This window comes from Pseudoalteromonas sp. 10-33, from assembly GCF_001469195.1.
In the GTDB taxonomy this organism is placed as follows: Bacteria; Pseudomonadota; Gammaproteobacteria; order Enterobacterales; family Alteromonadaceae; genus Pseudoalteromonas.
The window spans coordinates 1-25,213 of sequence record NZ_LOFI01000002.1 but is presented as its reverse complement, the minus strand read 5'-3'; the positions used below and the strand labels follow the sequence as shown (position 1 = coordinate 25,213).

The following is a 25,213-nucleotide window of genomic DNA, read 5'->3' as shown; positions in this document are numbered from 1 at the left end:
TTTTCATTGAACGTAATTAAAAAACACCTTAGGTATAGAGTGATAAAAAAAACAAATAATGGGCTATATACACGCTTAATAAGAGGAGTTAGCGCAAATGCATATGGGCAAGCCATTACTGTATTAACTCAACTTGTGAGTGTACCCTTGTTCATACATTATTGGGGTATGGTTAATTTTGGCGAATGGTTAATTTTGAGTGCACTACCAACCTATTTGGCCATGAGTGATTTTGGTATTGGTGCTATTGCTAGTAATCGCATGGTTATGAAGAATGCCCAAAATGATAAAGAAGATGTAATATCTACATTTCATAGTCTGATAGCATTTAATCTGGTTATGTCCAGTTTAATTTTTATATTTGTATTGCTTTTATTCGGCACTATCAACATCAGTGAAAATATAGGTATAACTTCAATGGATAGGCTTGAAGTTACCTACATTGTATTGATACTTACATTTCAAGTTTTGTTTAGTATGCAAGTTAATGTGTTATGTGCAGCGTATCGGAGTTTAGATAAGTATGCTGAAGGTACATTTCTTTCTCATACAACTCGTTTGTTAGAGTGGTTATTTGCCATTGGTGCATTAATAATGGGCGGGGAGATATTATCCTTTGCTATTGCGGGTTTATTTGGTCGTATACTCGGATACTTGTTCATGTATATACGCCTAGTTAATACCTCTAAAAGTTTCAGTCTTTCTATCAAAAGTGCAGACTTTGGAATTATTAAAGAGATGATAAAACCAGGGGTTGCCTTTATGTCTTTCCCGTTAGGATTAGCTTTAAGTATACAAGGAATGACTTTGGTAATTGGCAGTGTACTGGGTGCCGTAGCAGTGGCACAGTTTAATGTACTTAGAACCTTATCTCGAATTATTGTGCAAATAGTAACAATGGTCAATCAGGCAATTTGGCCCGAAATCACAAAAGCGTTTGCTTTACTTGATTATAAATTAATGAAAAAACTTTACATTGGTGCTTCGCGTTATGCTCTGTGTATAGGTTTTATTAGCGTTTTTGCCCTGATATTTGTACATGATTTTCTTTTTAGTCTTTGGTTAGGTGATGATTTTGTTTATTCAGTTCACTTATTTTATTTACTTTTAGTTGCTGCATTACTAAATATTAGCAGTCAATCTAGCTGGATAGTTTTAATGGCGACGAATAGTCACAATCGTTTTTCTATTATATTTCTATTTACTTCGTTTTGTTCTGTAATTTTAGCTTGGTTTTTATTTCCAATTGCAAAACTTGAGTCAGCTGCAATCGCAATAGTTTTAGCTGAATTTTTTATTTTTTATTTCTCTGCTGTTGAAGCTAACAAAGTCATTCAATCGTCTTTACAAAGATATGTAATTGATGTTTTTAATTTAAGGTTGAAATACTGATATGCTGTTATATTTATTTTCGAACCGCGAACGACCGCGATTGTTTTGTCGAAGATGGTTTGTTGTATGGGTTAAACGTTGTATTCATTTTCCGGCAATTTCCATTATTATTTTTAGGAAGATAATTCTCAACTCGTTAGGAGCAAAAGTTGAAAGTTCTGCTTTTATAGGAAAAATTGACATAAAAGGGAAAGGTAAACTACTAAGTATAGGAGCGCACAGCTCAATATCAACAGGTGTTCATCTAGCTCTACATGATGAAATACTTATTGGCAATTGTGTAGTGATTAATAGTGGTTCGCATTTACTAACAGGTACTCATAGTCTGCGAGATTCAATGTGGCCTTTAACATCAAAACCAATTGTAGTTTGTGACTTCGCATGGATTGCAACTAATTCAATCATATTACCAGGCGTTACAATAGGAGAGGGAGCAGTTGTTGGAGCTGGCGCAGTGGTATCTCGTAATGTCCCGCCTTATGCTATTGTTGCTGGTAATCCTGCAGTGGAAGTAGGTATACGCACTAAAAATTTATCCTATAAGCCGGTAAACCAATGTGCACCTTTTGAAGCTTGGATTGGGAAGCTTTAATAGATGTTTATACTATTGGTAGGAATTTTAGTAGTTTTATATCTTGGCACAATATCAATATTAAAGTCTAAGATAACAAAGATGTTTTTAACAGTTTTTACTGTATCTACATTATATTATGGTTTACTTGGAACATGGTATTGGATTGAATTTAAAGGAGGCTGGTTTATAGGCTCAAATTGGTTAAGTGAAATATATTTGTTGCCTACCATATATATCACTGTGTTTATTGTTGTTGCAGTGGTTACAATGTACAAAGATCGAACGTTTGAGCCAATTTCAAATTTCAATATGACATATATTGAAAGTGGATGGACTAAAAAAACTATAAACGTATTGTTACTCATTGGTTTATTTTCTTCATTATATGTTTATTTAAAGGCAAGTGCTTTAAGTGATTCAAGTTTAATTACAATTGACCCTTTTTTGTTAATTTTTTATCAATTTTCTGATGTTCTAATTGCTGTTATTTTATTTTCATTTGGGACAGAAAGAGCCCGAAAGAATACTTGGAAAGTTGCACTTCTAATGTTCTTATTATATGCAATATTTACTGGCTTAAGGTATAAAATAGCATTGATTATAGGGCCTCTTTTATTGGCATTTTATTTTAATGAAGATGCCAATAAAAAACAAAAAGTTGGGCTGTTTATTTCATTGATTATTGTAGGGATTTTCTTTTCGGTAATGACCGTTGTGAGGAGTAAGTTCTCAGGTTTAGATCTTGATGCAATAAAGTATATTGATCTTGAAACGCTGCTTTATGGTTTATTTGCAGATGCTAATAGTGTATTCGGCTTAGCTTCAACTTTGTCACAATACGGTAATGATTTACCATTTGTACACTTTAAACCATTGATTGAAGTATTTGAACAATTTGTTCCACGATTTATTTATCCGGATAAAAATTTGTATAGCCACCTTAAAGATATAGCGTACGGTATTTCAATGAGCGAAGAGTCTTTAAGGTCAGGTACAACAGTGCCCTTCTTTGGAGAATATTTTACAATGTTCGGTTGGTATGCTGTGTATATTGGGAGCGTTTTGTATGTTTTTTTAACAATTTGGCTATTTAAGTTAGTAAGCAAGTACTCTCTTAACCCTAGACAATTACTGATAGGAGTAGGTTTAATATCAGTCTATATGGGGTATTACTATTACTCAAGAGGCTCAATGGCTCAAATTTTTAAAGGGTTAATATTCATTGTTTATCCATATATTATACTTCTGCGTATGCAACGCATAAATTTAAAATTTAAATAAGATCAGACATAGGAAATTTGAATGTATCAAGGTTTATTTTATCAATTGGAGCGTTATTCTAGGGCAATATTTGAAGCACCAAAACAGTTTCCTTCTTCAAGTGTTTTACTGGCTTCATTTCCAAAATCAGGAAACAGCTGGTTTAGGTTTGTTGTTTCAAACGTTAACTCGTTGATTGAAGGCGGTGAAAGAATTAACTTTCGTACTATAGATAATTACTCTCCAGTGATCAGAGGTAACAGGGATCTTAGCGAGATTAAAATTATCGAGGGGTGTCCTGTTTTTTTAAAAACACATTTCCCATACACGCCTTTTTTTAAGGGTATTAAAAGTGTAGTAGTTGTTAGGAACCCGTTTTTTGTAATATCAAGCTATCATAACTACCTTGAAAAAGCGCGAGGTAAAAAAGTACCAAACATTGATGAATTTATGTTTGATTGGCGTTATGGTTTTAATGCTTGGGGGGATTTTATGAAAAGCTGGGAGGATAAAGGGGCTATTATTGTAAAGTACGAAGATCTTCAAACTTCTCCGTTAATTGAAATTTCAAAAGTATATAAGCAGTTAGGTTATTCTATAAATGATTCAATAATTACAAAAGCTTTAGAGCTTTCTTCACGGGATAAAATGAAAAAAACTCTGAAAACTGATGGTGATAAGCATAATAATAATAAATTTAATTTTGTACGGGAGGCGGGGGAAAATAAAGGTTTGGAGAAATACCATGATGATATTATTTCGTCACCTAAAATTAGCAAAGTATTTTTAGAGCAAGCCACAAGGTATGGTTATGTCTGATTTATTTACTAAAATGAAAAAAAATGAGTTTTCAGTATCTTGTATGGGTTCTAGGGAACGATACAGTTTACCTTTAGCCCTAAATGTTGCGGGTAAATTGAATTACTTGTATACAGATATCTACATGCCTTATTGGGCTACCAAAGCTATCCCTCTGTTTACTAAATCACCTGCAGTTAAAGCATTATTGTGCCGCAATCACAAAGATCTACCTTGGTCTAAAGTTCGGCAGCAGTTTTTACTCGGATTAGAGTTTAGAACAAAAATTAGAAAAGCAAAAACATTAGCCGAAAAACAACAGTTACTAATTTTTTATGGTGGAAAATATGCTAAGACTGTTGGTTCTCAAATTAAGCATGGAGAAAATTTGATTGCTTTTACTGGAGGGGCTCTTGAAAGTATGAGAGCAAGTAAAGATGGTGGTGGAGTTGTTATACTTGACCAAGTTGATCCAGGATTAGCAGAGTGGGAGCTTATTCAAAAAGAGTCATCAAAATATTCAGATTGGGGGGCTAACTCAAGTTCTGGTCATTGGAATAAAAAATTTCAGGAGCGAGTTAAAAGAGAATTAGACCTTGCTGATGAAATTATAGTTAACTCTGAGTATTCAAAAAAGTCGATAGAATATTGGGGGGTTGATAAAAAAATTACTGTTTTACCCATTGCTTCATCAATCAGCAGACAGCAGCGTATTAATATCAATACTGATAGACCTTTAAGGTTATTATGCCTAGGTAATGTGTCTATAAGAAAAGGAGCGCATTATGCGGTTGAGGCTGTCGATAGGTTATTTAAAAAGGGTTATAAAGTTGAACTCGTTTTAGCTGGTGAATTATTAGTTGAGAAGTCTAAATTACAAGAGTTTTCTGGACATAAGTATATTGGAACTGTAGCTTCTAATGATATCCCGACCTTAATAGACTCTGTAGATGTACTACTTTTTCCTACCTTATCAGATGGTTTTGGAATGGTACAGGTTGAGGCTATATCAAGGGGAACGCCAGTGATATCTTCAGCTGCTTGTGCTCAAATAATAGAACACAACAAATCTGGTTTTGTTATAAAGAATATGTCAGTAGATGCTATCGAAGAAAATATAGTAAAATATTGTAATGATCGTGAACTCTTGTCCAATCATTCAAAAGAGGCATATCTCAGGTCTGAGATATACACTCAGCAACAATACAACCACATTATAAAATCTAAGTTTAGCATCTAGCTAGTTACTTCATGTTTTAAGGTATGGTTATTTTGGAGTTGAAAATTTATAGAGGTTATTTTAATTGCTATTTTTAATGGATTTACCAAAACCTGTACATGGTATGGCGAACGTAAACTTAGCTGTGTTAAATGAGACACTAAAGTTGGGTTTGAAACCGACAGTTATTAATACAGTGCCAAGTTATGCAGCTAAATTTTTCATGTCTAAGTACTGGGGGATTTTTAAGATAACTCATACTGTATTATGTTACTTTTATATGTTTTTTAAACTGTTATTCAATATTGGTGGTGTAGTCTATCGGCCAATTAATGGTGGTACAGGACAAGTTTATGATTTGGTTTACATTGCTATTTGCCGTATTTTTTTTCAAAGAATTTTTATTCACCATCATTCGTTCAATTACTTAAACAATCATAGTCGTTTATTTTCAATACTTAATAAATTAGCCGGCAATGCAACAACACATATTGTATTAGGCCCAAAAATGAGAGAAAAGCTATCTGAACATTATGGTATTAATAAGGAAAAAATTAGAGTTGTCTCTAATTTGGCTTTTTTTGAAAATGTAAGTAAGGTTGAGAAAAAAAACATAGCAGATACTGTAATGTTGGGACATTTGGCTAATTTATGCCTTGAAAAAGGTATCGGCTTATTTTTAAAAGTTTGTGATAATTTGGAAATATTACAAATTGATTACAAGGCTAAAATTGCAGGACCTTTTGCTGATGAAGATGCAAAAAAAATAGTAACAGAAGCCGTAGCTAGTAACCCAAAGATTGAATATCTTGGCCCTTTGTATAAGGAAAATAAATTAGATTTCTATAAAAGTTTAGACTGCTTTATTTTTCCGTCTATGTATAAAAATGAAGCGGAACCTCTAGTCCTTTATGAGGCGGCATTAAACGGTGTTTTTTTAGCCGGAACGCGCAAAGGTTGTATGAAGGATGTCATTGAAAGCCTATCCGGTTTTTCTGTATTGGAAACCCCTAGTTCTGATATAGCCAAAGAAATAGCTAAAGCAATCAAGTTTCAGTTTGTCACTCAAGGGTTTGAATTAGAAAATAAAACTAAGAGATTAGTTGACTTTGATAATGAACAAATAAAAGCAAAAGAAGCTTTAACTGCACTTTTATCAGATATGAGAAATTATGATATTTCAAAAGTTAAATAAATTTGTATTACCTAAAGGGTTTAGAGGGCGGAGTGCTTTAACTGTGCAAGCCTGGTGGATAATTCAATCGACATTATTCACAACCTCACCACAATTTGCTTACAAATGGCGTAATTTCTTACTTCGTTGTTTTGGAGCAAAAATTGGCAGTAATGTAATTATCCGGCCGAGTGTAAAAATTACATATCCTTGGAAATTAACGATTGGTGATAATTCTTGGGTGGGTGATAACGTTGATTTGTACACTCTTGGCGAAATAACGATTGGTAAAAACGCTGTTGTGTCACAAAAAAGCTATTTGTGTACTGGAAGCCATGATTACCAATCTGAGGCATTTGATATATTTGCAAAACCTATTGTTATTGAAGATGAAGCTTGGGTAGCAACAGATGTTTTTATTGCACCAGGTGTTACAATTGGTAAAGGTGTGGTTATAGGCTCAAGAAGTTCTGTCTACAAGGATATGCCAGCTGGCATGATATGTATTGGTAATCCCGCAAAGCCAATTAAACCAAGGATTGATAATGAAACTAGTATTACAAAGCCTTAATTACTCACCAGAGTTAACTGGCATTGGTAAATACAATGGTGAGATGTGCCCAGAGCTGGTTAAGCGTGATTTAAACGTAACAGCTGTTGTTGCACCACCTTATTACCCAGAATGGCAAGTGCATGGTGGCTTTAGTGCGTTTAGTTATAGCACTAGCAAAGTTGAAGGTGTAAATGTAGTACGTTGCCCGCTTTATGTGCCAAAAAATGTAACGACTATAAAGCGGGTTATTCACTTAGGGTCGTTTGCTGTTTCGTCATTTTTTGCCCTAATTAGCCAATTATTTAAAAAGCCCGATGTAATTATGCTGGTACAACCCACCTTGTTTTGCGCACCGTTTACACTGCTTTACGCAAAGCTTACTGGTGCTAAAGTAATAATGCACATACAAGATTACGAGGTCGATGCATTATTTGGTTTAGGCCTAATGGGTGAAGGTAAAGTGTCGCGCTTTGTTAAACGCATTGAAAGCTGGTTAATGAAGCACTTTGATGCGGTATCGACCATATCGTACTCAATGATTGAAAACGCCAAGCGAAAGGGCGTAGATGAAAGTAAAATTATTCACTTTCCAAATTGGTCCGATACCGATTTTGTAACCCCGCAAACGTGTGGTGCAGCACTTAAACAAGAGTGGGGCTTTAAACCTATGGACAAAATAGTGTTATACGCAGGTAATATTGGTAATAAGCAAGGGCTTGAGGTAGTGCTTGATGCGGCTAAACATTATCAAGCACAACCTAATGTTAAGTTTGTATTAGTAGGTGCTGGCGCGTATGTAGATACGTTAAAAGCAAATGCAAACCAACTAGACCTTAACAATGTAGTGTTTATGCCATTACAACCATGGGAAAAAGTGCCACAAATGTTGGCATTGGCCGATGTACATTTAGTAGTACAAAAAAAGGGCGCAGCCGATGCTGTATTACCATCAAAGTTAACTAATATTTTATCGGCCGGTGGGCATGCATTAGTTACCGCAGAGCCACACACCGAGCTTGGCCAAATAGCCAATAAGCATAACGGTATTTATGATTGTGTGGAGCCCGAAAACACAGCCGCTTTTATTAACGGCCTTGAGCTAATTTTAAACCGAGATCTAACTACGCATAATTTAGTTGCTCGCCAATTTGCAGAAACTTATTTAGCAAAAAACAAAATACTTGATCAGTTTGTTACAGACATAAACAAACTAACAAACAACATTTAATAACATTTAACAGCTTAGAAAATTTAAAAGGAAATGACATGTCAAAAAAAGTTGCGTTAATAACCGGTGTTACAGGCCAAGATGGCTCTTACTTAGCTGAGTTGTTACTTGAAAAAGGTTACGAAGTACATGGTATTAAACGCCGTGCATCGAGCTTTAATACAGAGCGAGTGGATCATATTTACCAAGATCGCCACGAAACTAACCCACAGTTTTTTCTGCATTACGGCGATTTAACCGATACGTCTAACCTTACGCGTATTTTAAAAGAAGTTCAGCCAGACGAAGTATATAACTTAGGCGCACAAAGCCATGTAGCCGTTAGTTTTGAAGCGCCAGAATACACTGCCGATGTAGATGCAATGGGCACATTACGTTTGCTTGAGGCTATTCGCTTTTTAGGGCTTGAGAAAAAAACCAAGTTTTATCAGGCGTCTACCTCTGAGCTGTACGGTGAAGTACAAGAAATACCACAAAAAGAAACAACACCGTTTCACCCGCGTTCACCTTATGCAGTTGCAAAAATGTACGCTTACTGGATTGTAGTAAACTACCGTGAGTCGTACGGTATGTATGCTTGTAATGGTATTTTGTTTAACCATGAGTCGCCTCGCCGTGGTGAAACCTTTGTTACGCGCAAAATTACCCGCGCCCTTGCCAATATTTCACAAGGGTTAGAGAAATGCCTATACCTAGGCAACATGGACGCACTACGTGATTGGGGTCATGCTAAAGATTACGTACGTATGCAATGGATGATGCTACAACAAGATGTTGCCGAAGACTTTGTTATTGCCACTGGTAAACAAATTTCGGTACGCGACTTTGTGCGTTTGTCGGCTAAAGAGCTAGGTGTAACTCTTGAGTTTAGTGGCGAAGGCGTTGACGAAATAGCAACAGTAGCGGCAATTGAAGGCGATAACGCCGCAGCACTTAAAGTAGGCGATGTAATAGTAAAAGTTGACCCGCGTTATTTCCGCCCAGCGGAGGTTGAAACACTACTAGGCGACCCTTCTAAAGCAAAAGCTAAACTAGGTTGGCAGCCAGAGATCACAGTAGAAGAAATGTGTGCCGAAATGGTACAAAACGATTTAGGTAAAGCTAAACAACACGCTATTTTAAAAACGCATGGTTACAACATTAGCGTAAGTGTTGAGTAACATTTAAGTATTAATGCTGCACCTATGTGTGCAGCACACTTTACATGGATTTATTATGAAAACTATTTTTGTAGCGGGCCATAAAGGCATGGTGGGCTCGGCTATTGTTCGCCAGTTAGCGTTAAACCCCAACTTAAATGTAATTACTCAAGACCGTAGCGAATTAAATTTACTTGATCAGGCAGCGGTTAAACATTTTTTTGAAACCAATAATATTGACCAAGTATATTTAGCGGCGGCTAAAGTAGGCGGTATTGTTGCTAACAATACCTACCCAGCCGAATTTATTTACCAAAACCTAACTATACAAAACAATATAATACACAGCGCACACTTAGCAGGCGTTAACGATTTATTGTTTTTAGGTTCGTCGTGCATTTACCCAAAACTTGCCACACAACCTATGACCGAACAGGCTTTACTTACAGGTACGTTAGAGCCAACTAACGAGCCTTATGCTATTGCTAAAATTGCCGGTATTAAAATGTGCGAGTCGTACAACCGCCAATATGGCCGTAATTACCGCTCGGTAATGCCAACTAATTTATATGGTGAAAACGATAATTTTCATCCTGAAAACTCTCATGTAATACCTGCATTGTTACGCCGCTTTCACGAAGCAAAGCTAAATGGCGACAGCAAAGTAATTGCGTGGGGCTCGGGTAAGCCTATGCGTGAGTTTTTACACGTAGACGACATGGCAGCAGCCTCTATTTACGTTATGAACCTAAATAACGAAACCTACCAAGCCAACACGCAAGACATGCTAAGCCATATAAACGTGGGTACAGGCGTAGATTGCACTATACGTGAATTAGTTGAAACCGTAGCTCAAGTAGTGGGCTTTACGGGCACTATTGAGTTTGATGCAACCAAGCCCGATGGCGCACCGCGTAAGTTAATGGATGTATCGCGCTTAAAAGACCTAGGTTGGCAATACAGTATTGACCTTAAACAAGGTTTAGCTAGCACTTACGATTGGTTTTTAGCTAACCAAAACAACTTTAGAAAATAAGGTTGTTACATGTTTTTAGATAAACAAACGTTTAGCACGGTTATAAAAAGTAGCCCGCTTGTGTCTATTGATTTAGTGGTAATTAACCCAGATGGGCAAGCTCTTTTAGGGCAGCGATTAAACCGCCCAGCAAAAGGGTTTTGGTTTGTACCTGGCGGGCGAATTTTAAAAAACGAAAGCTTAGCTAATGCATTTAAACGCTTAACGCTTGATGAGCTAGGCACTGAGTTTGCTATTGAACAAGCAACGTTGCAGGGCCCATATGACCATTTTTACGACGACAATGTATTTGGTAACGAATTTACTACCCATTATGTGGCTATTTCGTTTGCTATAAAACTAACACAACCCCTTAGTAACCTACCAATGGATGTACAGCATAATGGTTACAAATGGTTTGAAATTAACGATTTACTTAACGACACCGCAGTACATAAACATACTAAATGGTATTTTGAGTCATTAAGCAACAATAGCAGTGATTGCAAACTGTAAAATATACAAAGGAATAATTATGATTTTACCTGTTATTATGGCCGGTGGCTCTGGAACACGTTTATGGCCGCTTTCGCGTGGTAATTACCCAAAACAGTTTTTAGCGCTAGATGGCTCTAACCATACAATGCTGCAGCAAACCATTAGCCGTTTAAACGGTATTGAGCATAAACCCGCCATGCTTATTTGTAATGAAGAGCACCGCTTTATAGCTGCTGAGCAAGTAAGGCAATTAAATGTTGAGCATTCGGGTATTTTTTTAGAGCCAGTAGGGCGTAATACCGCACCAGCTATTGCATTAGCTGCATTTAAAGCCGTTGAAAACAAGCAAGACCCGCTATTACTTGTATTGGCTGCCGACCATGTAATTGAAAATACACCTGCATTTGTAAATAGCGTAAGCCAAGCAGCCGCACTTGCTGAGCAGGGTAAATTAGTTACTTTTGGTATTGTGGGCAACAAACCCGAAACTGGTTATGGCTACATTAAACGTGGCGAACAATATCAAGCAGGTTTTGTGGTTGAACGCTTTGTTGAAAAACCCGATTTAGCCACCGCTAAAACATACATTGAAAGTGGTGATTACTTCTGGAACAGCGGTATGTTTTTATTTAAAGCAAGCCGTTATTTGCAAGAGCTAAAAGCATTCAGGCCCGATATTTACAACGCGTGCGAACAAGCCATGCAAGTACAAAACGACGACATGGATTTTGTACGAGTAGACAAAGCCGCATTTGAACAGTGCCCCGACGAGTCGATTGATTACGCAGTAATGGAACACACAAAAGACGCGGTTGTAGTACCTATGGATGCCGGTTGGAATGACGTAGGCGGTTTTGAAGCATTATGGGAAGTATCGCAACACGATACTAACGGCAATGCGTTTAAAGGTGATGTAAAAGCGGTTGATACTAAAAATACTTTAGTGTTTGGCGAAGACAAGCTGGTTGCCACCGTAGGTGTTGAAAACCTGGTTATTGTAAACACCAAAGACGCCGTACTCGTTGCTCATAAAAACGAATCGCAAAAAGTAAAAGCCATTGTACAACAGCTTAAAAATGAGCAACGCCCAGAGGTTAAGTTTCATCGTGAAGTATATCGCCCTTGGGGTAAATACGACTCGGTTGATTGTGGTGAGCGTTTTCAGGTTAAGCGTATTACGGTTAAACCGGGTGCCAAGTTGTCGGTACAAATGCACCACCACCGTGCTGAGCACTGGATTGTGGTTTCGGGTACTGCCAAAGTACATTTAGATGGGCAAGAGCAATATTTAACCGAGAACGAATCGGTTTATATACCTATTACTGCCGTACATGCGCTCGAAAATCCAGGCAAAGTAGATCTAGAGCTAATAGAGGTTCAGTCGGGCTCTTACTTAGGTGAAGACGACATTGTTCGTTTTGAAGATCGTTACGGTCGATCTTAATAAATTTGTATATTAGAGGGTACTATGGATAGTTCGGTTATTATTGAACAAAGCGGGATAGAATTTGGTACTAGCGGTGCTAGGGGACTCGTTAGTGATTTTACTATAGAGGTATGTGCAGCTTTCGCGATTGCGTTTGCCTCTGTTTTAAAAAAAGAACAGGATTTAAAGACAATTGCTGTTGCAATTGATAACCGCCCTAGCAGTTATAAGATGGCTCAAGCGATTAGTGTAGGACTAAAGCAGCTCGATATTGAAACTAAGTTTTATGGTGTTATTCCAACACCAGCACTAGCCTTTCATTCGATGCAGCAAGAAATGCCATGCATTATGGTCACAGGTAGCCACATTCCATTTGATCGCAACGGCCTTAAATTTTACCGTTCAGGTGGGGAAATTACAAAAGCAGATGAAACTGCTATTTTAAAAATAAAAGCACCTGTTTTACCTATACCCTTAGAGCTTTTACCAGAGTTAAAAATTTTATTAGATGCAAAGCAAATTTATATTACTAGGAATACAGAAGCATTTGATAAAAAAACGTTATCTGGAAAACGCATTGGTATATATGAACACTCAAGTGCAGGTCGTGATCTTTATGGTGAAATATTTGAAAACCTTGGCGCGGAAGTTGTTACATTAGGGCGAAGTGATAGTTTTGTTCCCATTGATACTGAGGCAGTATCTGATGCAGACAAACAAAAAGCGAAGGATTGGGTTAAAGAATACAAACTCGATGCGTTATTTTCGACCGATGGCGATGGTGACAGGCCTTTATTATCGGATGAAAATGGAGAGTGGCTGCGCGGTGATATTTTGGGTTTATTGTGCTCTAAAATTCTAAAAATAGAAGCCTTAGCAACACCAGTGAGCTGTAACACAGCAATCGAAAAGTCAGGTCTCTTTAAGCATATTGAGCGTACAAAAATTGGTTCGCCATATGTCATTGCGGGACTTGAGGTATTATGTAAAAAGTATAGTGTCGTTGCAGGTTTTGAAGCTAATGGTGGCTATTTGCTAGCAAGTGAAGTGACATTAAATGGTAAGATAATAAAACCATTACCTACACGCGATGCAATATTGCCTGCAATCATATTACTTAGTCAGTTAAACGTAACCAGCATTAGCGAAATGGTTAATAGTTTACCTAGTAGGTTTGCTTCAAGTGACCGAATTAAAGACTATGCAATTCATAAAAGTTTAGACCTAATTAGAGATATCGCGCAGCATCCTGAACGATTGCTTCCAGGCTTAGGCTTCGAAGCTGATGTAATTGATATGGATGAGACCGATGGTTTGAGAATATCTTTTGTTGATGGGACGATCGTTCATTTACGCCCTTCAGGAAATGCACCAGAGTTGAGGTGCTATGCTGAAGCATCGACAGTAGCAAAGGCTGATAACCTTGTTTTAAATACTTTAACAAGAATTGAAGAGCTCTAATTTTGATGTGAAAGTAAAGTGTTTGAAAACACTAAAAGCTTTTTTGTAAGGGGATTTGGTGCTTCTGCAAGTTTTTTAGTAACTTTTGACCTTGCGCGTTTTTTTAGTGCTGATGATTCCGGTTATATACTCTTTTCACTTGCACTAATATCCCTTTTGGAACACTGATAAAACTAGGTATGCCTATTTTGTTTATTAAGCTAGTGGGTGCGGAGGCTGGCATAGATTTGAACAAAGTAAACTTTGGGTTAATGAGTCTTTTGTTTAAAACTCTTAATATATTTAGAAAATAGCATAAAGCTCACTTTGTTTAATTATTTGTAAGGATACATTTGTGTTTTTTAATAGCCCTTTATGGGTTGGTTTAGTTTTAGTTGCATTACTAATAGGCTTAATTATATTTAAAATTAAGCCTATGATCGTGTTTTCACTCACAAGTGGAGTGCTATTTTTAACCGGTAGTGTGACACAAAATGTATTTTTAAGTGGCTTTATTAATAGTGCACTAGTTACTTTACTACTTCTTATAATTTGCAGCTTTGCAATTGAAAAAACGACATTTATAAAAAGCTTTGGCCAAAAGTTTTTTGGCGAAAACAAAATAATAAATTTAATTAAGTTATGCGTAAGTTGCAGTGTTGCATCAGGTTTTACCAATAATACCGCGGTGGTTTCTACTGTTATGGCCAGTATAAACCAAAATAAAAAGTTAACACCCAGCCACTTATTATTGCCTTTATCGTATGCGTGTATTGTTGGTGGTACGCTTACACTAGTGGGTACTTCTACAAACTTAATAGTGGCTGGTTTTGTTGAAACTGCCGGTTTAAATACGCTAAGTATGTTTTCTACTACGCCCATTGCTTTAATTGTACTTGTTGCTGGCTTAGCTGTGATGATTCCTGCTGCGTACTACCTATTACCGACAAATAAGCCCGATATACTAGAAAATAATGAATATTTTATAGAAGCGAAAGTGGGTGCTAATTCTTCGTTAATCAATAAAACGGTTTTAGAAAATGGTTTTAGAAACTTAGACGCGTTGTTTTTGGCTGAAGTTATACGGAATGACAAACTAATAACCCCTGTAGATCCAAACTTTCAAATACAAGCAAACGATAAGTTAATGTTTGCGGGCGACGTTAACGACTTAACAACCCTTAATAGGTTTGATGGTTTAAAAATATTAAATGATGACTTAGCAAACATAAGTAACAACCTTGTTCAAGCTGTTGTTACGGCTGACGCTCGCATTAGCGGTAAAACAATCAAGCAAAGTAATTTTAGGTCATTGTTTAACGCTACGGTTATTGGCGTTAGAAGAGGGGGCCAAAAAGTAACGGGTGGCCTTGGTAAAATAAAGTTAAAACCTGGTGATGCCTTATTATTGGCCGTAGGTAAAGATTTTAAATATAGAAATAATTTAAAAAAGAATTTTATTGTTTTAAATGAAGAGCTGGGCAGTGGTCAGCTTTCTTCTGGGTTATCTAAATTGGTTGTTGCTGGCTTTGTTTTAGCTTTGGGCGTGGCTGCTGTTGGTGCAATAAGCTTATTAAAGTCTTTATTAGTTTTATTGGGGTTTTATTTAGCGGTTGGCGCACTATCAATTGCAGAAATTAGGCGTCGTTTACCCTTCGAAATTGTCATTATTGTTGGCAGCGCTATAACTGTTGCACATGCAATGCAAAGTTCTGGGTTAGCTGCATATATTAGCGAAATAATACTCGTAATAAGTAGTGATTATGATGTGTTTGGCGCGTTTGTTGTACTGTTTATTACTACGGTACTTTTAACCGAATTAATTACCAATAACGCAGCCGCCGCTTTAGTTTTTCCTATTGGGCTGACTTTAGCTAACCATTTTAATGCCGATCCAATGCCGTTTATTATGGCTGTAGCATTTGGTGCAAGTGCTAGTTTTTTATCGCCATTTGGGTATCAAACAAATTTAATGGTGTATTCAGCTGGGCAATACCAAATAAAAGATTATTTTAAATTTGGATTGCCTGTTTCACTCGTTTATTGCACTACAGCTATTTATGTAATACCCAGTGTGTACGGGTTTTAATAGTGCCTCATAACATAATTATAAATTTAACTATAAGAGACATTAAATGACACAAAGTCCATATAAAACAGTAGACTCAGAAACTGAAAAATCATCAGATGTTGTTTGGCACCAAGCTAGCGTTAGCCACGAAGATAGAGTTAAAAGTAATAAACATAGACCTGCTGTACTTTGGTTTACTGGTTTAAGTGGCTCAGGTAAGTCGACCATTGCTAATGCTGTCGATAAAATGTTACATGACGGTGGATGCAAAACGTATGTGCTTGATGGAGATAATATTCGCCATGGATTAAATGGCGATTTAACGTTTTCTGATGCCGATCGAATAGAAAATATAAGACGAATTGGTGAGGTTGCAAAGCTTTTTGTAGATGCAGGTTTATTGGTGTGTTCTGCTTTTATTTCACCGTTTAAATCTGATAGAGAAATGATTGCTAAAAAGCTCAACCAAGGTGAGTTTATAGAAGTTTTTATAGATACACCGCTTGGTATATGCGCACAGCGTGACCCTAAAGGGCTTTATGCAAAAGTTAAAACGGGTGAAATAAAAAATTTTACAGGCATAGACTCTACCTATGAAGCTCCACAAAATGCAGACATAGTTATTAAAACAGCTGAATGTTCTGTTGAAGATTGTGCGTTGCAAATTATAAATTATTTAAAGCAAAACGGATATTTTCAATAATTATAAGTTAGGATTTAATAAATGATTTACGATGTATTTAATGGCGATGCCGATGGCATTATTGCTTTAATTCAATTGCGTTTAAGTAACCCCGTAGAAAGTAAATTAATAACAGGTGTTAAGCGTGATAATAGTTTACTGAAACACGTTGATTTAAAAGATGCGACTCATGTAAACGCACTTGATATTTCAATGGAAAAAAATACTGATGCCTTAACAAGCATTTTAAACAAAGGTGTTACTGTATTTTATTGTGATCACCATAGAGCGGGGGTTGTTCCTAAATCAGATTATTTAACCACGTTAGTCGACACATCTTCTGAAGTATGTACCAGCTTGTTAATTAGTGAAATGCTTGGCAACACATACATAAACTGGGCTATCGCTGCTGCTTATGGTGATAACTTAATAGCGACAGCCAATAAGCTTGCAGACAAATATAACCTTGATGAGCAGCAAAAATCGTTTTTAAACGAACTCGGTACCTTAATTAATTACAATGGGTATGGGGCATCGCTTAACGATTTGCATATAGAACCAGCTACTTTATTTTGTGTATTACGTTATACAAGTGACCCTTTTAGTTTACTAATAAATAAAAACTCGGTTTTTTATAAATTACAATCTGCGTACCAAGCAGATTATGCAAACGTTGCGGCTATTTCGCCTTATATTTGTAATGATATTTGTGAAGTATATATTTTACCTTGTACGGCATGGGCTAGGCGAATAAGTGGCGTTTACGGCAACGAGCTTGCGAACAAAAACCCAGCCAAAGCACATGCCGTTTTAACATTAAACGAAGATGGTAGTTATTTGGTTAGTGTTCGTGCACCGCTTAATAATAGAACGGGTGCCGATGAGGTTTGTTGTAAGTTTGCCACGGGTGGCGGGCGTAAGGCTGCTGCAGGAATTAATAAGTTAGCCAAAGCAGATGTAGATGTATTTATAGAAGTGCTTAACTATTTTTATGATAAATAAGAATAAAAATTCACATATTTTAAATATAAATTTATTTTTTGTTTTTGTTAATTAATTTAATAAGTTAAAAGCACCTTTGTTTTTTAATACTAATTAGCTAGGTGTTTTGGCTTATTTTTATTGAATATAACTGACTAATGCTTTATATTAACGATAGCTTAATGTTTACAAATTTATACAAAACTAGAGGGACTTTAGTGTGGTTACTTCAAGGACGTTTAAGCCTTCGGGCTCTTCTGATGCCAATTTTTATCGATTGTTTGATTTACTTTGTCTGTTTTTAGCGTTTCAGCTTTCATCCCTTATTTATTCATTTACCTTTAATACTGCTTACTTAGTTGCGGTACTTTTTGTTGCTGTGGCTTACATGTATTGCGCCGAATTGTTTTCGGCTTATCGTTCGTGGCGAGCGGGTAAGTTTAGAAGCATGGTGTTGTGTGCATGGGGCTCGTTAACTATTGCGTTTTTATGCCTGTTTGTTATTTCGTTTATGTTTAAATTTACCGAAACCTATTCGCGCATTGGTTTAGGCGTTTGGTTTTTATGTAGCACGCTGTTTTTATATGCATGGCGCTTAACAGTGTTTTTATACAAACGTAACCGCCGTAAGCTAGGTATGAACTTACGTAACGTGGCCATTGTAGGTGCTACCGAAAGTGGCGCGTACTTATTTACCGAAATAGATAACAACGACGAGCTAGGATTTAAATTTAAAGGCTTTTTTGATGACCGCAAGCCAGAGCGCCTAAGCGATAAACTGGCTATTGATAGTGTTGAAGGTAGTATACAAACAGCTGTTGATGCCGCTAAGGCCGGCGAGATAGACATACTATATATTGCATTACCATTAAAGGCCGAAAAGCGCATTGCCGATATTTTAAAACAGTTGGGCGACACCACGGTAGATGTACATATAATCCCCGACTTTTTGCTCTCGAACCTTATACATGCGCGCATAGAACACGTTGGCGAGGTAGACACATTAAGCGTGTTTGAATCGCCCTTTATTGGCGCGCACGAATTTATTAAACGCACCGAAGACATAATAGTAGCCAGCCTTATTTTATTACTTATTTCGCCACTTTTAGTGGTTATTGCTGCGGCTGTAAAAATAACGTCAAAAGGGCCTGTTATATTTAAGCAAGACCGCTACGGGCTTGATGGCAAAAAAATTAAAGTATGGAAGTTCCGCTCTATGAGCGTGACCGAAAATAGCCATATTGTTACACAGGCGACTAAAAATGATGCACGTGTAACACCCTTAGGTGGTTTTTTACGCCGTACTAGCTTAGACGAGCTACCCCAATTTATAAATGTATTAAAAGGTGATATGTCGATTGTGGGGCCACGCCCGCATGCGGTAGCCCATAACGAGGAATACCGTAAAAAGGTCGACTTTTATATGTTTAGGCACAAAGCAAAGCCGGGTATTACTGGCTGGGCACAAATTAATGGGTGGCGGGGCGAAACCGACACCTTAAACAAAATGACCAAACGTGTAGAGTACGATTTACATTACATTAAGCACTGGTCGTTATGGTTTGACATAAAAATTATTTTTTTAACAATATTTAAGGGATTTAAAAATGCAAACGCTTACTAACCCCGTTAAAGGTTTACTTTTAGTAGCTGGTATAACAGTGGCTTCGCCTGCCTTGGCTGAACTAAACCCAGGCAGTGTAATGACCAAAGATGGCGCGCAAATAACGCCTACGTTAACTACGGGTATTAGCAGTAACGATAACTTTTTTAGCACCCCAACCGACGAAGAGTCGCGTTTAATTTGGACTATAGCGCCAAATGTTGATGCACTAATAGAAGACGGTGTTAACTACTATAACTTTAACGTTACAACCAGCACTAGCATACACAATAAAGACAGCGCCGATAACTTTACCCAAGTTAATTTAAGTGCGGCTACTCATAACGAATTTACCAGTAAGCACAGGCTTGACTTTAACGCCACAGCCGATTGGTTGTTTGAGCCACGTGGTAGCGGTTTAACCGAAGGCCTAGGCGATGCCGTAAACGAACTGGTTGAATACCAACAACAAAGCTTAAATGGCCGCTACGAATTTGGCGCCGAAAGCTCAAAAGCACAAGTGGCTTTAATGGGGGGAGTTTTTAATAAAAAATACCAAAACTTTAGAGCTATTTCGCAATTTCGTGACTACGACAGAACAACCCTTGGTATTGTTGGTTACTACAATACGCAAGCCGCTACACGTACCTTTTTAGAGCTAAAACAAGAAGACTACCGTTACGACGTAATAGACGCTAATGGCATTAGCCGTGACTCAGACGACGTAAGAGTATTGTTTGGTATGGAGTGGGATGCAACTGCACTTACATCGGGCTCGGTTAAATTAGGTTACCAAAAAAAGGACTTTGCCGCAGAGCAGCGTGAAAACTTTAGCGGACTTAGTTGGGAAGCAGGCGTTACGTGGCAACCACTTAGTTACTCGTTTGTTGATTTTACTACTAGCCGCGCCGCAAAAGACCCACTAGTTGAAGGCGATTACATTCGTGAAAGTGTATACCGTGCAACGTGGACACACGATTGGAACGACCAGCTAAGCACCAGTGCTGGCCTGTCGTACACCGACGAAAAATACGTAGGTGAAATTGGCCGTAAAGATAAAACCAGCAATGCTAGCTTTGCAGTAAGCTATACCACAAACAGCTTTGGTATGGTTTCGACCTATGTTGACTTTATTGATAAAGACTCAACGCAAGACGCACTAAAGTTTGACCGCATGGTTGTAGGTATTAACTTTACATTTGCACTAAAGGCTAATTAATGAAATTTAGTATTTTTATTACTGGTTTATTTATAAATTTAGTAATGGGTGATCTTGCGCATGCTGCGCAAGATTACGTTTTAGGCGCGGGCGATAAGGTTGAAATAAAAGTATTTGGCCAGCCCGACCTAGAGGTTACTGCGTTACTAGGTAACAGCGGAGAAGTAAGTTACCCGTTTTTAGGTAAAATTAAATTGGCCGGTTTAAGTACAACGCAAGTTGAAAACTTAATTACCCTAGGGTTAAAGCCCGACTACCTAGTAAACCCTAACGTTTATGTACAAGTTACTGAATACCGCCCGTTTTACATACATGGTGAAGTTAAAAGCCCTGGCGCTTACCCCTACCAACCCGCCATGACAGTAAACCAAGCAGTCGCACTGGCCGGTGGTTTAACCGAGCGCGCATCGCTTGATAAAATATATATTTTTAAAGAGCAAACTAAGCAGCAGCAACAAAAAGGTAATTTAAATAGCCAAATTGCAGCAGGCGATACCATAAAAATAGAACAGCGCTTGTTTTAAGCAATTGTTAGGGCAGTAATAAATGAACCAAATAAACGAAAACCCACAAAGCGAAGAAGTAATAGATTTAAGTGCTTACTTAACTGTTATAAAACGTAATAAATGGCGTATTTTAAGTTTTGCATTAGTAGTTACCTTATTAACTATAATGGTAACTTTAACGCTAATACCGCGTTATACCGCAACCGCTACATTGTTAATTGAGGCCGAGCAAAGCAAAGCAGTAAGCTTTGACGAAGTTTACGGGCTCGACTCATCTAAAAAAGAATACTACCTTACCCAGTTTGAAGTTATTAAGTCGGACAGTATTGCCCGTGAGGTAATAACTAAGCTCGATTTAAAAGCCCATACCGATTTTATCCCAAAACCTTCTTTTATTGGTGAGGCCACTGGTTTTGTAAAAGGGTTATTTCCTTTTTTAAATAAAGCAGATCAGCAACAGCTTACTGATCAAGAAATACAAGACTTACAAATGCTTGGCTTGCTTGTGGCTTTTAAAAGTAGGTTAACGGTTTCGCCTATTCGTAATACTCAATTAGTAAATGTTAGTTTTGAGTCGAGCGACCCAAAACTTGCTGCTTTAGTGGCTAATACCGTGGGTGAGGTTTACATAGAAAGCCAAATGCGTGCCAAAATGGGCATTACTCAGCAAGCGTCTAGCTGGTTAAATACGCGTTTGTTTCAGTTACGTGTGCAACTTGACGGCTCTGAAGAAAAACTGCAAGCCTACCGTGAAGCACAAAAACTGGTAGATATTGAAGGTATTGCGGGTTTAGTAACCCAAGAGCTAGAGCAAACGTCTGAGCAATTAGTAACTGCCCGCACCGAAAAAAATAACCTACAAAGTATTAACCGTGTAATAAGTGAATACGGTAATAATAATTTAGATTTACTGGGCAGCATGCCCGAAATTACATCGCACAAAGTGGTGCAAGATGTAAAACGCGAAGTTATTTTAGTAGAGCGTAAAGTAAGTGAACTGAGCGAAGTTTACGGCCCTAAGCACCCTAAAATAATATCGGCAAAGGCGGAACTTGCTACGGTTAAAAGTAACTTAAATAAGCAAATTAAAGGCCTGATTACCGGCATAGAAAAAGAGCTAAACCGTATTACGCGCACCGTTAGTGCGCTTGAGGCCGACTTAGTTAAAATACGCGCTGAATACCAAGAAATAACGCGTAAAGAAACCGCCTACAACCAGCTTAAACGCGAAGTTGAAACTAACCGTAATATATTTAATACGTTTTTATCGCGCTCACGCGAAACCGAAGTAACAAGCGACTTTAGCTCGGCAGCGGCACGCTTTACCGACCGCGCATACGCACCAAAAGATCCAAGTAAACCAAACAAAAAACTTATTGTGGTTTTGGCGTTTGTGGCAAGTTTTGGTTTTGCTGTGGTAATGAGCTTTGTGTTTGATGCACTTAACGACACTATTAAAAATAAAAACGACGTTGAAAACAAACTAGCGCAACGTATGTTGGGCATTTTACCGTTTGTTAAAGTGCCTAAAAATAGTGTATTTGGTATTCATGCCTATTTTGACGAGCATTATAGGCGTTTTGCGGAGTCGGTACGTACGTTTCGTACCAGTTTATTGTTAACCCAGCTCGACCGCGAGCACAAAGTTATTGCGGTTACGTCTAGCTCGCCGGGTGAGGGTAAAACAACTACGTCGACCAACTTAGCGATGTCGCTTGCGCAAATGGGTAAAGTATTGTTAATTGATGGCGATTTACGTAAACCCAGTATTGCTAAACGCTTTGATATACCGGTATTTCACCCAGGGTTAAGTAATCTAATTGTGGGTACTGAACAATTAAGCGAATGTATTCATATTGACGAGCAGTCGGGCGTGACTATTATGCCAAGTGGGCAAATACCGGGTAACCCGTTAGAGCTGCTTTCGAGCAACCAATTTAATGAGTTACTGGTAAGCTTAAAACAAACCTACGACCATATAATTATTGATACACCACCTACCCAAGCGGTGAGTGATGCATTAGTTATTGCGCAAAATACCGATTCGGTTATTTATGTTGTTAAAGCCGATTTAACACGCATTAAGCCTATTAAAGCGGGCATTGAACGTTTGTTTGAATCTAAAGCGCATATTGCTGGGGTTGTTGTTAACCAAGTAGATATAACTAAGTCGAAAGAAGAACATAATTATGGCTACTACGACTATTACGATTACACTCAAAAATCTGAACAGTCGTAATTAACGGTTATTATGATAGATATACATTCCCACATATTACCTGGGCTTGACGATGGCGCTAAAGACTTGAACGATTCTTTAGCGCTTTTAACCATGGCACAAGCCGATGGTATAACCCATATGGTAGCTACCCCGCATATTCACTTAGGCCGCTTTAATAATGCGGCTTCGCATATTTACGACGACCTAGCTAATTTAAAACACGCCGCGCATGATGCAAACATTAATATACAGCTAGCAGTAGCCGCAGAGGTTAGGCTAGATGTAGAGCTAATGACCTTGGTAATGAGCAAAAAATTGCCGTTTATTGGTAATGTAAATGGCGCTAATTACGTGTTGCTTGAGTTACCGCATTCGCACGTGCCACAAGGGTTTGACAAGTTTATTAGTTGGTTGGCTAAGCAAAATATTAAAACTATTATTCCGCACCCAGAGCGTAACCGCGATATACAAGCTAAGCCTTTTTACATAGAGCGTTTAAAGCAATTGGGTTGTGAGTTTCAGTTAACGGCTTCAAGCATTGAAGGCGAGTGGGGCGAACACGCGCAAGCTATTAGCCTTGATATGCTTAAAAATGGGTTAGTGACTTACGTTGCAAGTGATGCTCATTCGGTTAAACGTAGGCCGCCTATTTTAAGTAAGGCAAAAAGCATTGTTAGCGATTTAATAGGGCCTGAGCAAGCACAGGCTTTGTTTTATTCAAACCCACTTCGTTTAACTCAAAGTTTGTTTAGTGGTACAGATGATGGTGCGGTTAATGAGTGATACTGCGGCCAAACCACACAAAGCGATTAAAATGGCGCAGGTAATTGTACTTGCGCTAATTACTGTGGGTGTATGTGTAAGCAGTATTAATAGTATGCGCGCGAATGCGTGGTTTTTTAATGCTAAAAATACGCTGCAGGGGCTAAATAGCCAAGCTGATAACACGTTAAATATTGAGCTTGCGCAAAGCGCTATTAGCCTTGCGAGTGAGCTTGATCCTACACACCCTCATTACCATGAGGTTTTTGCGCATGTTAAGTTGCTGCAATTAAACCCAGCAAATACAGATGATGCAATAGCGCACAATTTACGTGTGTTAAAACAGGCTGAGGCTCGGTTACTTGAGTCGGTTAAATATAGGCAAACCTGGGCCGAAACATGGGTTGCGTTGGCTAAGGTAGTGAGTTACCAAGAAGGGCCAACCGATCGTGTGTTTGAATATATTGAACACGCTAAACGCGTTGGCCCGTATAAAATAGATGTTCATTTAGGTGTAATAGAAATAGCGCTAATGAACTGGCAACAACTCTCTCCAAAATATAAAGCGTTATATGTTAACGAGCTTAAGTTAGCCGCTAAACACGGCCATAAGTTTTCACGCGCGTTCGACATTGCTAAGCAGGTAGATGCTTTACCTATTTTGTGTTTATCGCTTAAATTTGGCGCTCATTTTGATCCCGTCAGAACCAGTTGGATGTTCAAAAAACAGTGTAAATAGGTTTTTTAGGGAAAGATGTTAGGTTTTAGATATTAGGTTTCAGATGTCAGATTACAGTTATTAGATCTAAAACCATACCCACGAGATTAGAGCGAAATTGCTTGTATTTACTTGTAGACGTTTTGCTTGCTCACGTTAGAAGCGCAGCTTCTTTTTAAAAGATTATTTGCACAAAGAGAAGCAAATGAGGAGTAAATGAGAAGACACTAGCCAAGCTGTTTAATAACTTTATTCGTCATTTCTTTAAAGCACAGGGTACAAATATAATACTACCACCGAGCACACCGAGGCGCTGCGCGCTACACAGAGATAAACATAGTTAAATTAATAAGTATTTACCGTCCATTAAATCACTTTCAATTAATCAAATGTAAAAGCGTTGCTTTTAAACGCCAGCAAGCTGCGCGTCTACGGTGTAAAGTTAGGCTTTATTTTGTAGACGTTTTGCTTGCTCACGTTGAAGCGTAGCTTCTTGTTATTTATAAATAAAATATAACCACCGAGCACACCGAGGCGCTGCGCGCTACACAGAGATAAACATAGTTAAATCCAAATTATTTACCAGCCCTTAAATTACTACTCCTTGTCTTCTCCTTTGCTTCTCGGTGGTGACATGATCACTTTCAATTAATCAAATGTAAAAGCGTTGCTTCTTGTTATTTATAAAAATATGACCACAGAGAACACCGAGGCGCTGCGCGTTACACAGAGAA

At 37.8% G+C, this 25,213-nt stretch carries 22 protein-coding genes; all 22 read left to right on the top strand.

Annotated elements, in window-relative coordinates; all coding sequences use genetic code 11:
• Positions 1-39 precede the first annotated feature (39 nt).
• The 22 genes from ATS76_RS03515 (at position 40) to ATS76_RS03410 (ending at position 24,500) form a co-directional block, all read left to right on the top strand.
• Positions 40-1,392 carry a hypothetical protein gene (locus tag ATS76_RS03515; RefSeq protein WP_058551082.1) on the top strand — a complete coding sequence of 451 codons (1,353 nt, stop codon included), beginning with the start codon at positions 40-42 and terminating at the stop codon, positions 1,390-1,392.
• 1 nt (position 1,393) lies between these two features.
• Positions 1,394-1,984, top strand: coding sequence for an acyltransferase (locus ATS76_RS19515; protein ID WP_327078135.1), 591 nt, complete (start codon positions 1,394-1,396; stop codon positions 1,982-1,984).
• A gap of 81 nt (positions 1,985-2,065) precedes the next feature.
• On the top strand, positions 2,066-3,247 hold the full coding sequence (locus ATS76_RS03505; RefSeq protein WP_058551081.1) for a hypothetical protein: 1,182 nt from the start codon (positions 2,066-2,068) through the stop codon (positions 3,245-3,247).
• Between the two features lie 21 nt (positions 3,248-3,268).
• The gene (locus tag ATS76_RS03500) at positions 3,269-4,045 is read left to right on the top strand and encodes a sulfotransferase domain-containing protein (RefSeq protein WP_058551080.1); all 777 of its coding nucleotides are present in this window, start codon (positions 3,269-3,271) and stop codon (positions 4,043-4,045) included.
• Positions 4,038-5,264, top strand: a complete 1,227-nt coding sequence (locus ATS76_RS03495) for a glycosyltransferase family 4 protein (protein ID WP_058551079.1) — start codon at positions 4,038-4,040, stop codon at positions 5,262-5,264. Before ATS76_RS03500 ends, ATS76_RS03495 begins: the two co-directional genes overlap by 8 nt.
• 76 nt (positions 5,265-5,340) lie before the next feature.
• On the top strand, positions 5,341-6,438 hold the full coding sequence (locus tag ATS76_RS03490; RefSeq protein WP_058551078.1) for a glycosyltransferase family 4 protein: 1,098 nt from the start codon (positions 5,341-5,343) through the stop codon (positions 6,436-6,438).
• Complete coding sequence (locus tag ATS76_RS03485) at positions 6,416-6,988, top strand: putative colanic acid biosynthesis acetyltransferase (protein WP_058551077.1); 573 nt, start codon at positions 6,416-6,418, stop codon at positions 6,986-6,988. The genes ATS76_RS03490 and ATS76_RS03485 overlap by 23 nt, the downstream gene beginning before the upstream one ends.
• Positions 6,963-8,198 carry a WcaI family glycosyltransferase gene (locus tag ATS76_RS03480; RefSeq protein WP_058551076.1) on the top strand — a complete coding sequence of 412 codons (1,236 nt, stop codon included), beginning with the start codon at positions 6,963-6,965 and terminating at the stop codon, positions 8,196-8,198. Before ATS76_RS03485 ends, ATS76_RS03480 begins: the two co-directional genes overlap by 26 nt.
• Before the next feature lie 38 nt (positions 8,199-8,236).
• Positions 8,237-9,358: a GDP-mannose 4,6-dehydratase gene (gene gmd, locus ATS76_RS03475; RefSeq protein ID WP_058551075.1), complete on the top strand. Its 1,122-nt coding sequence runs from the start codon at positions 8,237-8,239 to the stop codon at positions 9,356-9,358.
• A gap of 55 nt (positions 9,359-9,413) precedes the next feature.
• Positions 9,414-10,373: a GDP-L-fucose synthase gene (gene fcl, locus ATS76_RS03470; protein ID WP_058551074.1), complete on the top strand. Its 960-nt coding sequence runs from the start codon at positions 9,414-9,416 to the stop codon at positions 10,371-10,373.
• A 9-nt stretch (positions 10,374-10,382) separates the two neighbouring features.
• The gene (locus ATS76_RS03465) at positions 10,383-10,868 is read left to right on the top strand and encodes a GDP-mannose mannosyl hydrolase (RefSeq protein WP_058551073.1); all 486 of its coding nucleotides are present in this window, start codon (positions 10,383-10,385) and stop codon (positions 10,866-10,868) included.
• A 19-nt stretch (positions 10,869-10,887) separates the two neighbouring features.
• On the top strand, positions 10,888-12,294 hold the full coding sequence (locus ATS76_RS03460) for a mannose-1-phosphate guanylyltransferase/mannose-6-phosphate isomerase (protein WP_058551072.1): 1,407 nt from the start codon (positions 10,888-10,890) through the stop codon (positions 12,292-12,294).
• Between the two features lie 24 nt (positions 12,295-12,318).
• Complete coding sequence (locus tag ATS76_RS03455) at positions 12,319-13,737, top strand: phosphomannomutase (RefSeq protein WP_058551071.1); 1,419 nt, start codon at positions 12,319-12,321, stop codon at positions 13,735-13,737.
• Between the two features lie 334 nt (positions 13,738-14,071).
• Entirely contained in the window at positions 14,072-15,805 is a 1,734-nt protein-coding gene (locus tag ATS76_RS03450; protein WP_058551070.1) for an SLC13 family permease, read from the top strand.
• Positions 15,806-15,851: 46 nt separating this feature from the next.
• Complete coding sequence (gene cysC / locus ATS76_RS03445) at positions 15,852-16,490, top strand: adenylyl-sulfate kinase (protein WP_058551069.1); 639 nt, start codon at positions 15,852-15,854, stop codon at positions 16,488-16,490.
• Between the two features lie 21 nt (positions 16,491-16,511).
• The gene (locus ATS76_RS03440; RefSeq protein WP_058551068.1) at positions 16,512-17,471 is read left to right on the top strand and encodes a hypothetical protein; all 960 of its coding nucleotides are present in this window, start codon (positions 16,512-16,514) and stop codon (positions 17,469-17,471) included.
• Positions 17,472-17,670: 199 nt separating this feature from the next.
• A complete protein-coding gene (locus tag ATS76_RS03435) occupies positions 17,671-19,074 on the top strand; it encodes an undecaprenyl-phosphate glucose phosphotransferase (RefSeq protein WP_058551067.1) in 1,404 nt (467 codons plus the stop codon).
• Entirely contained in the window at positions 19,058-20,272 is a 1,215-nt protein-coding gene (locus tag ATS76_RS03430) for an outer membrane beta-barrel protein (protein WP_058551066.1), read from the top strand. The genes ATS76_RS03435 and ATS76_RS03430 overlap by 17 nt, the downstream gene beginning before the upstream one ends.
• Positions 20,272-20,796 carry a polysaccharide biosynthesis/export family protein gene (locus ATS76_RS03425; protein ID WP_058551065.1) on the top strand — a complete coding sequence of 175 codons (525 nt, stop codon included), beginning with the start codon at positions 20,272-20,274 and terminating at the stop codon, positions 20,794-20,796. Before ATS76_RS03430 ends, ATS76_RS03425 begins: the two co-directional genes overlap by 1 nt.
• A 22-nt stretch (positions 20,797-20,818) precedes the next feature.
• On the top strand, positions 20,819-23,017 hold the full coding sequence (locus ATS76_RS03420) for a GumC family protein (protein ID WP_058551064.1): 2,199 nt from the start codon (positions 20,819-20,821) through the stop codon (positions 23,015-23,017).
• Between the two features lie 12 nt (positions 23,018-23,029).
• Positions 23,030-23,782 (top strand): tyrosine-protein phosphatase, encoded by a 753-nt coding sequence (locus ATS76_RS03415; RefSeq protein WP_058551063.1) that lies wholly within the window; start codon positions 23,030-23,032, stop codon positions 23,780-23,782.
• Positions 23,775-24,500 (top strand): VpsP family polysaccharide biosynthesis protein, encoded by a 726-nt coding sequence (locus tag ATS76_RS03410; RefSeq protein WP_058551062.1) that lies wholly within the window; start codon positions 23,775-23,777, stop codon positions 24,498-24,500. Before ATS76_RS03415 ends, ATS76_RS03410 begins: the two co-directional genes overlap by 8 nt.
• The last annotated feature ends 713 nt before the right edge of the window (positions 24,501-25,213 follow it).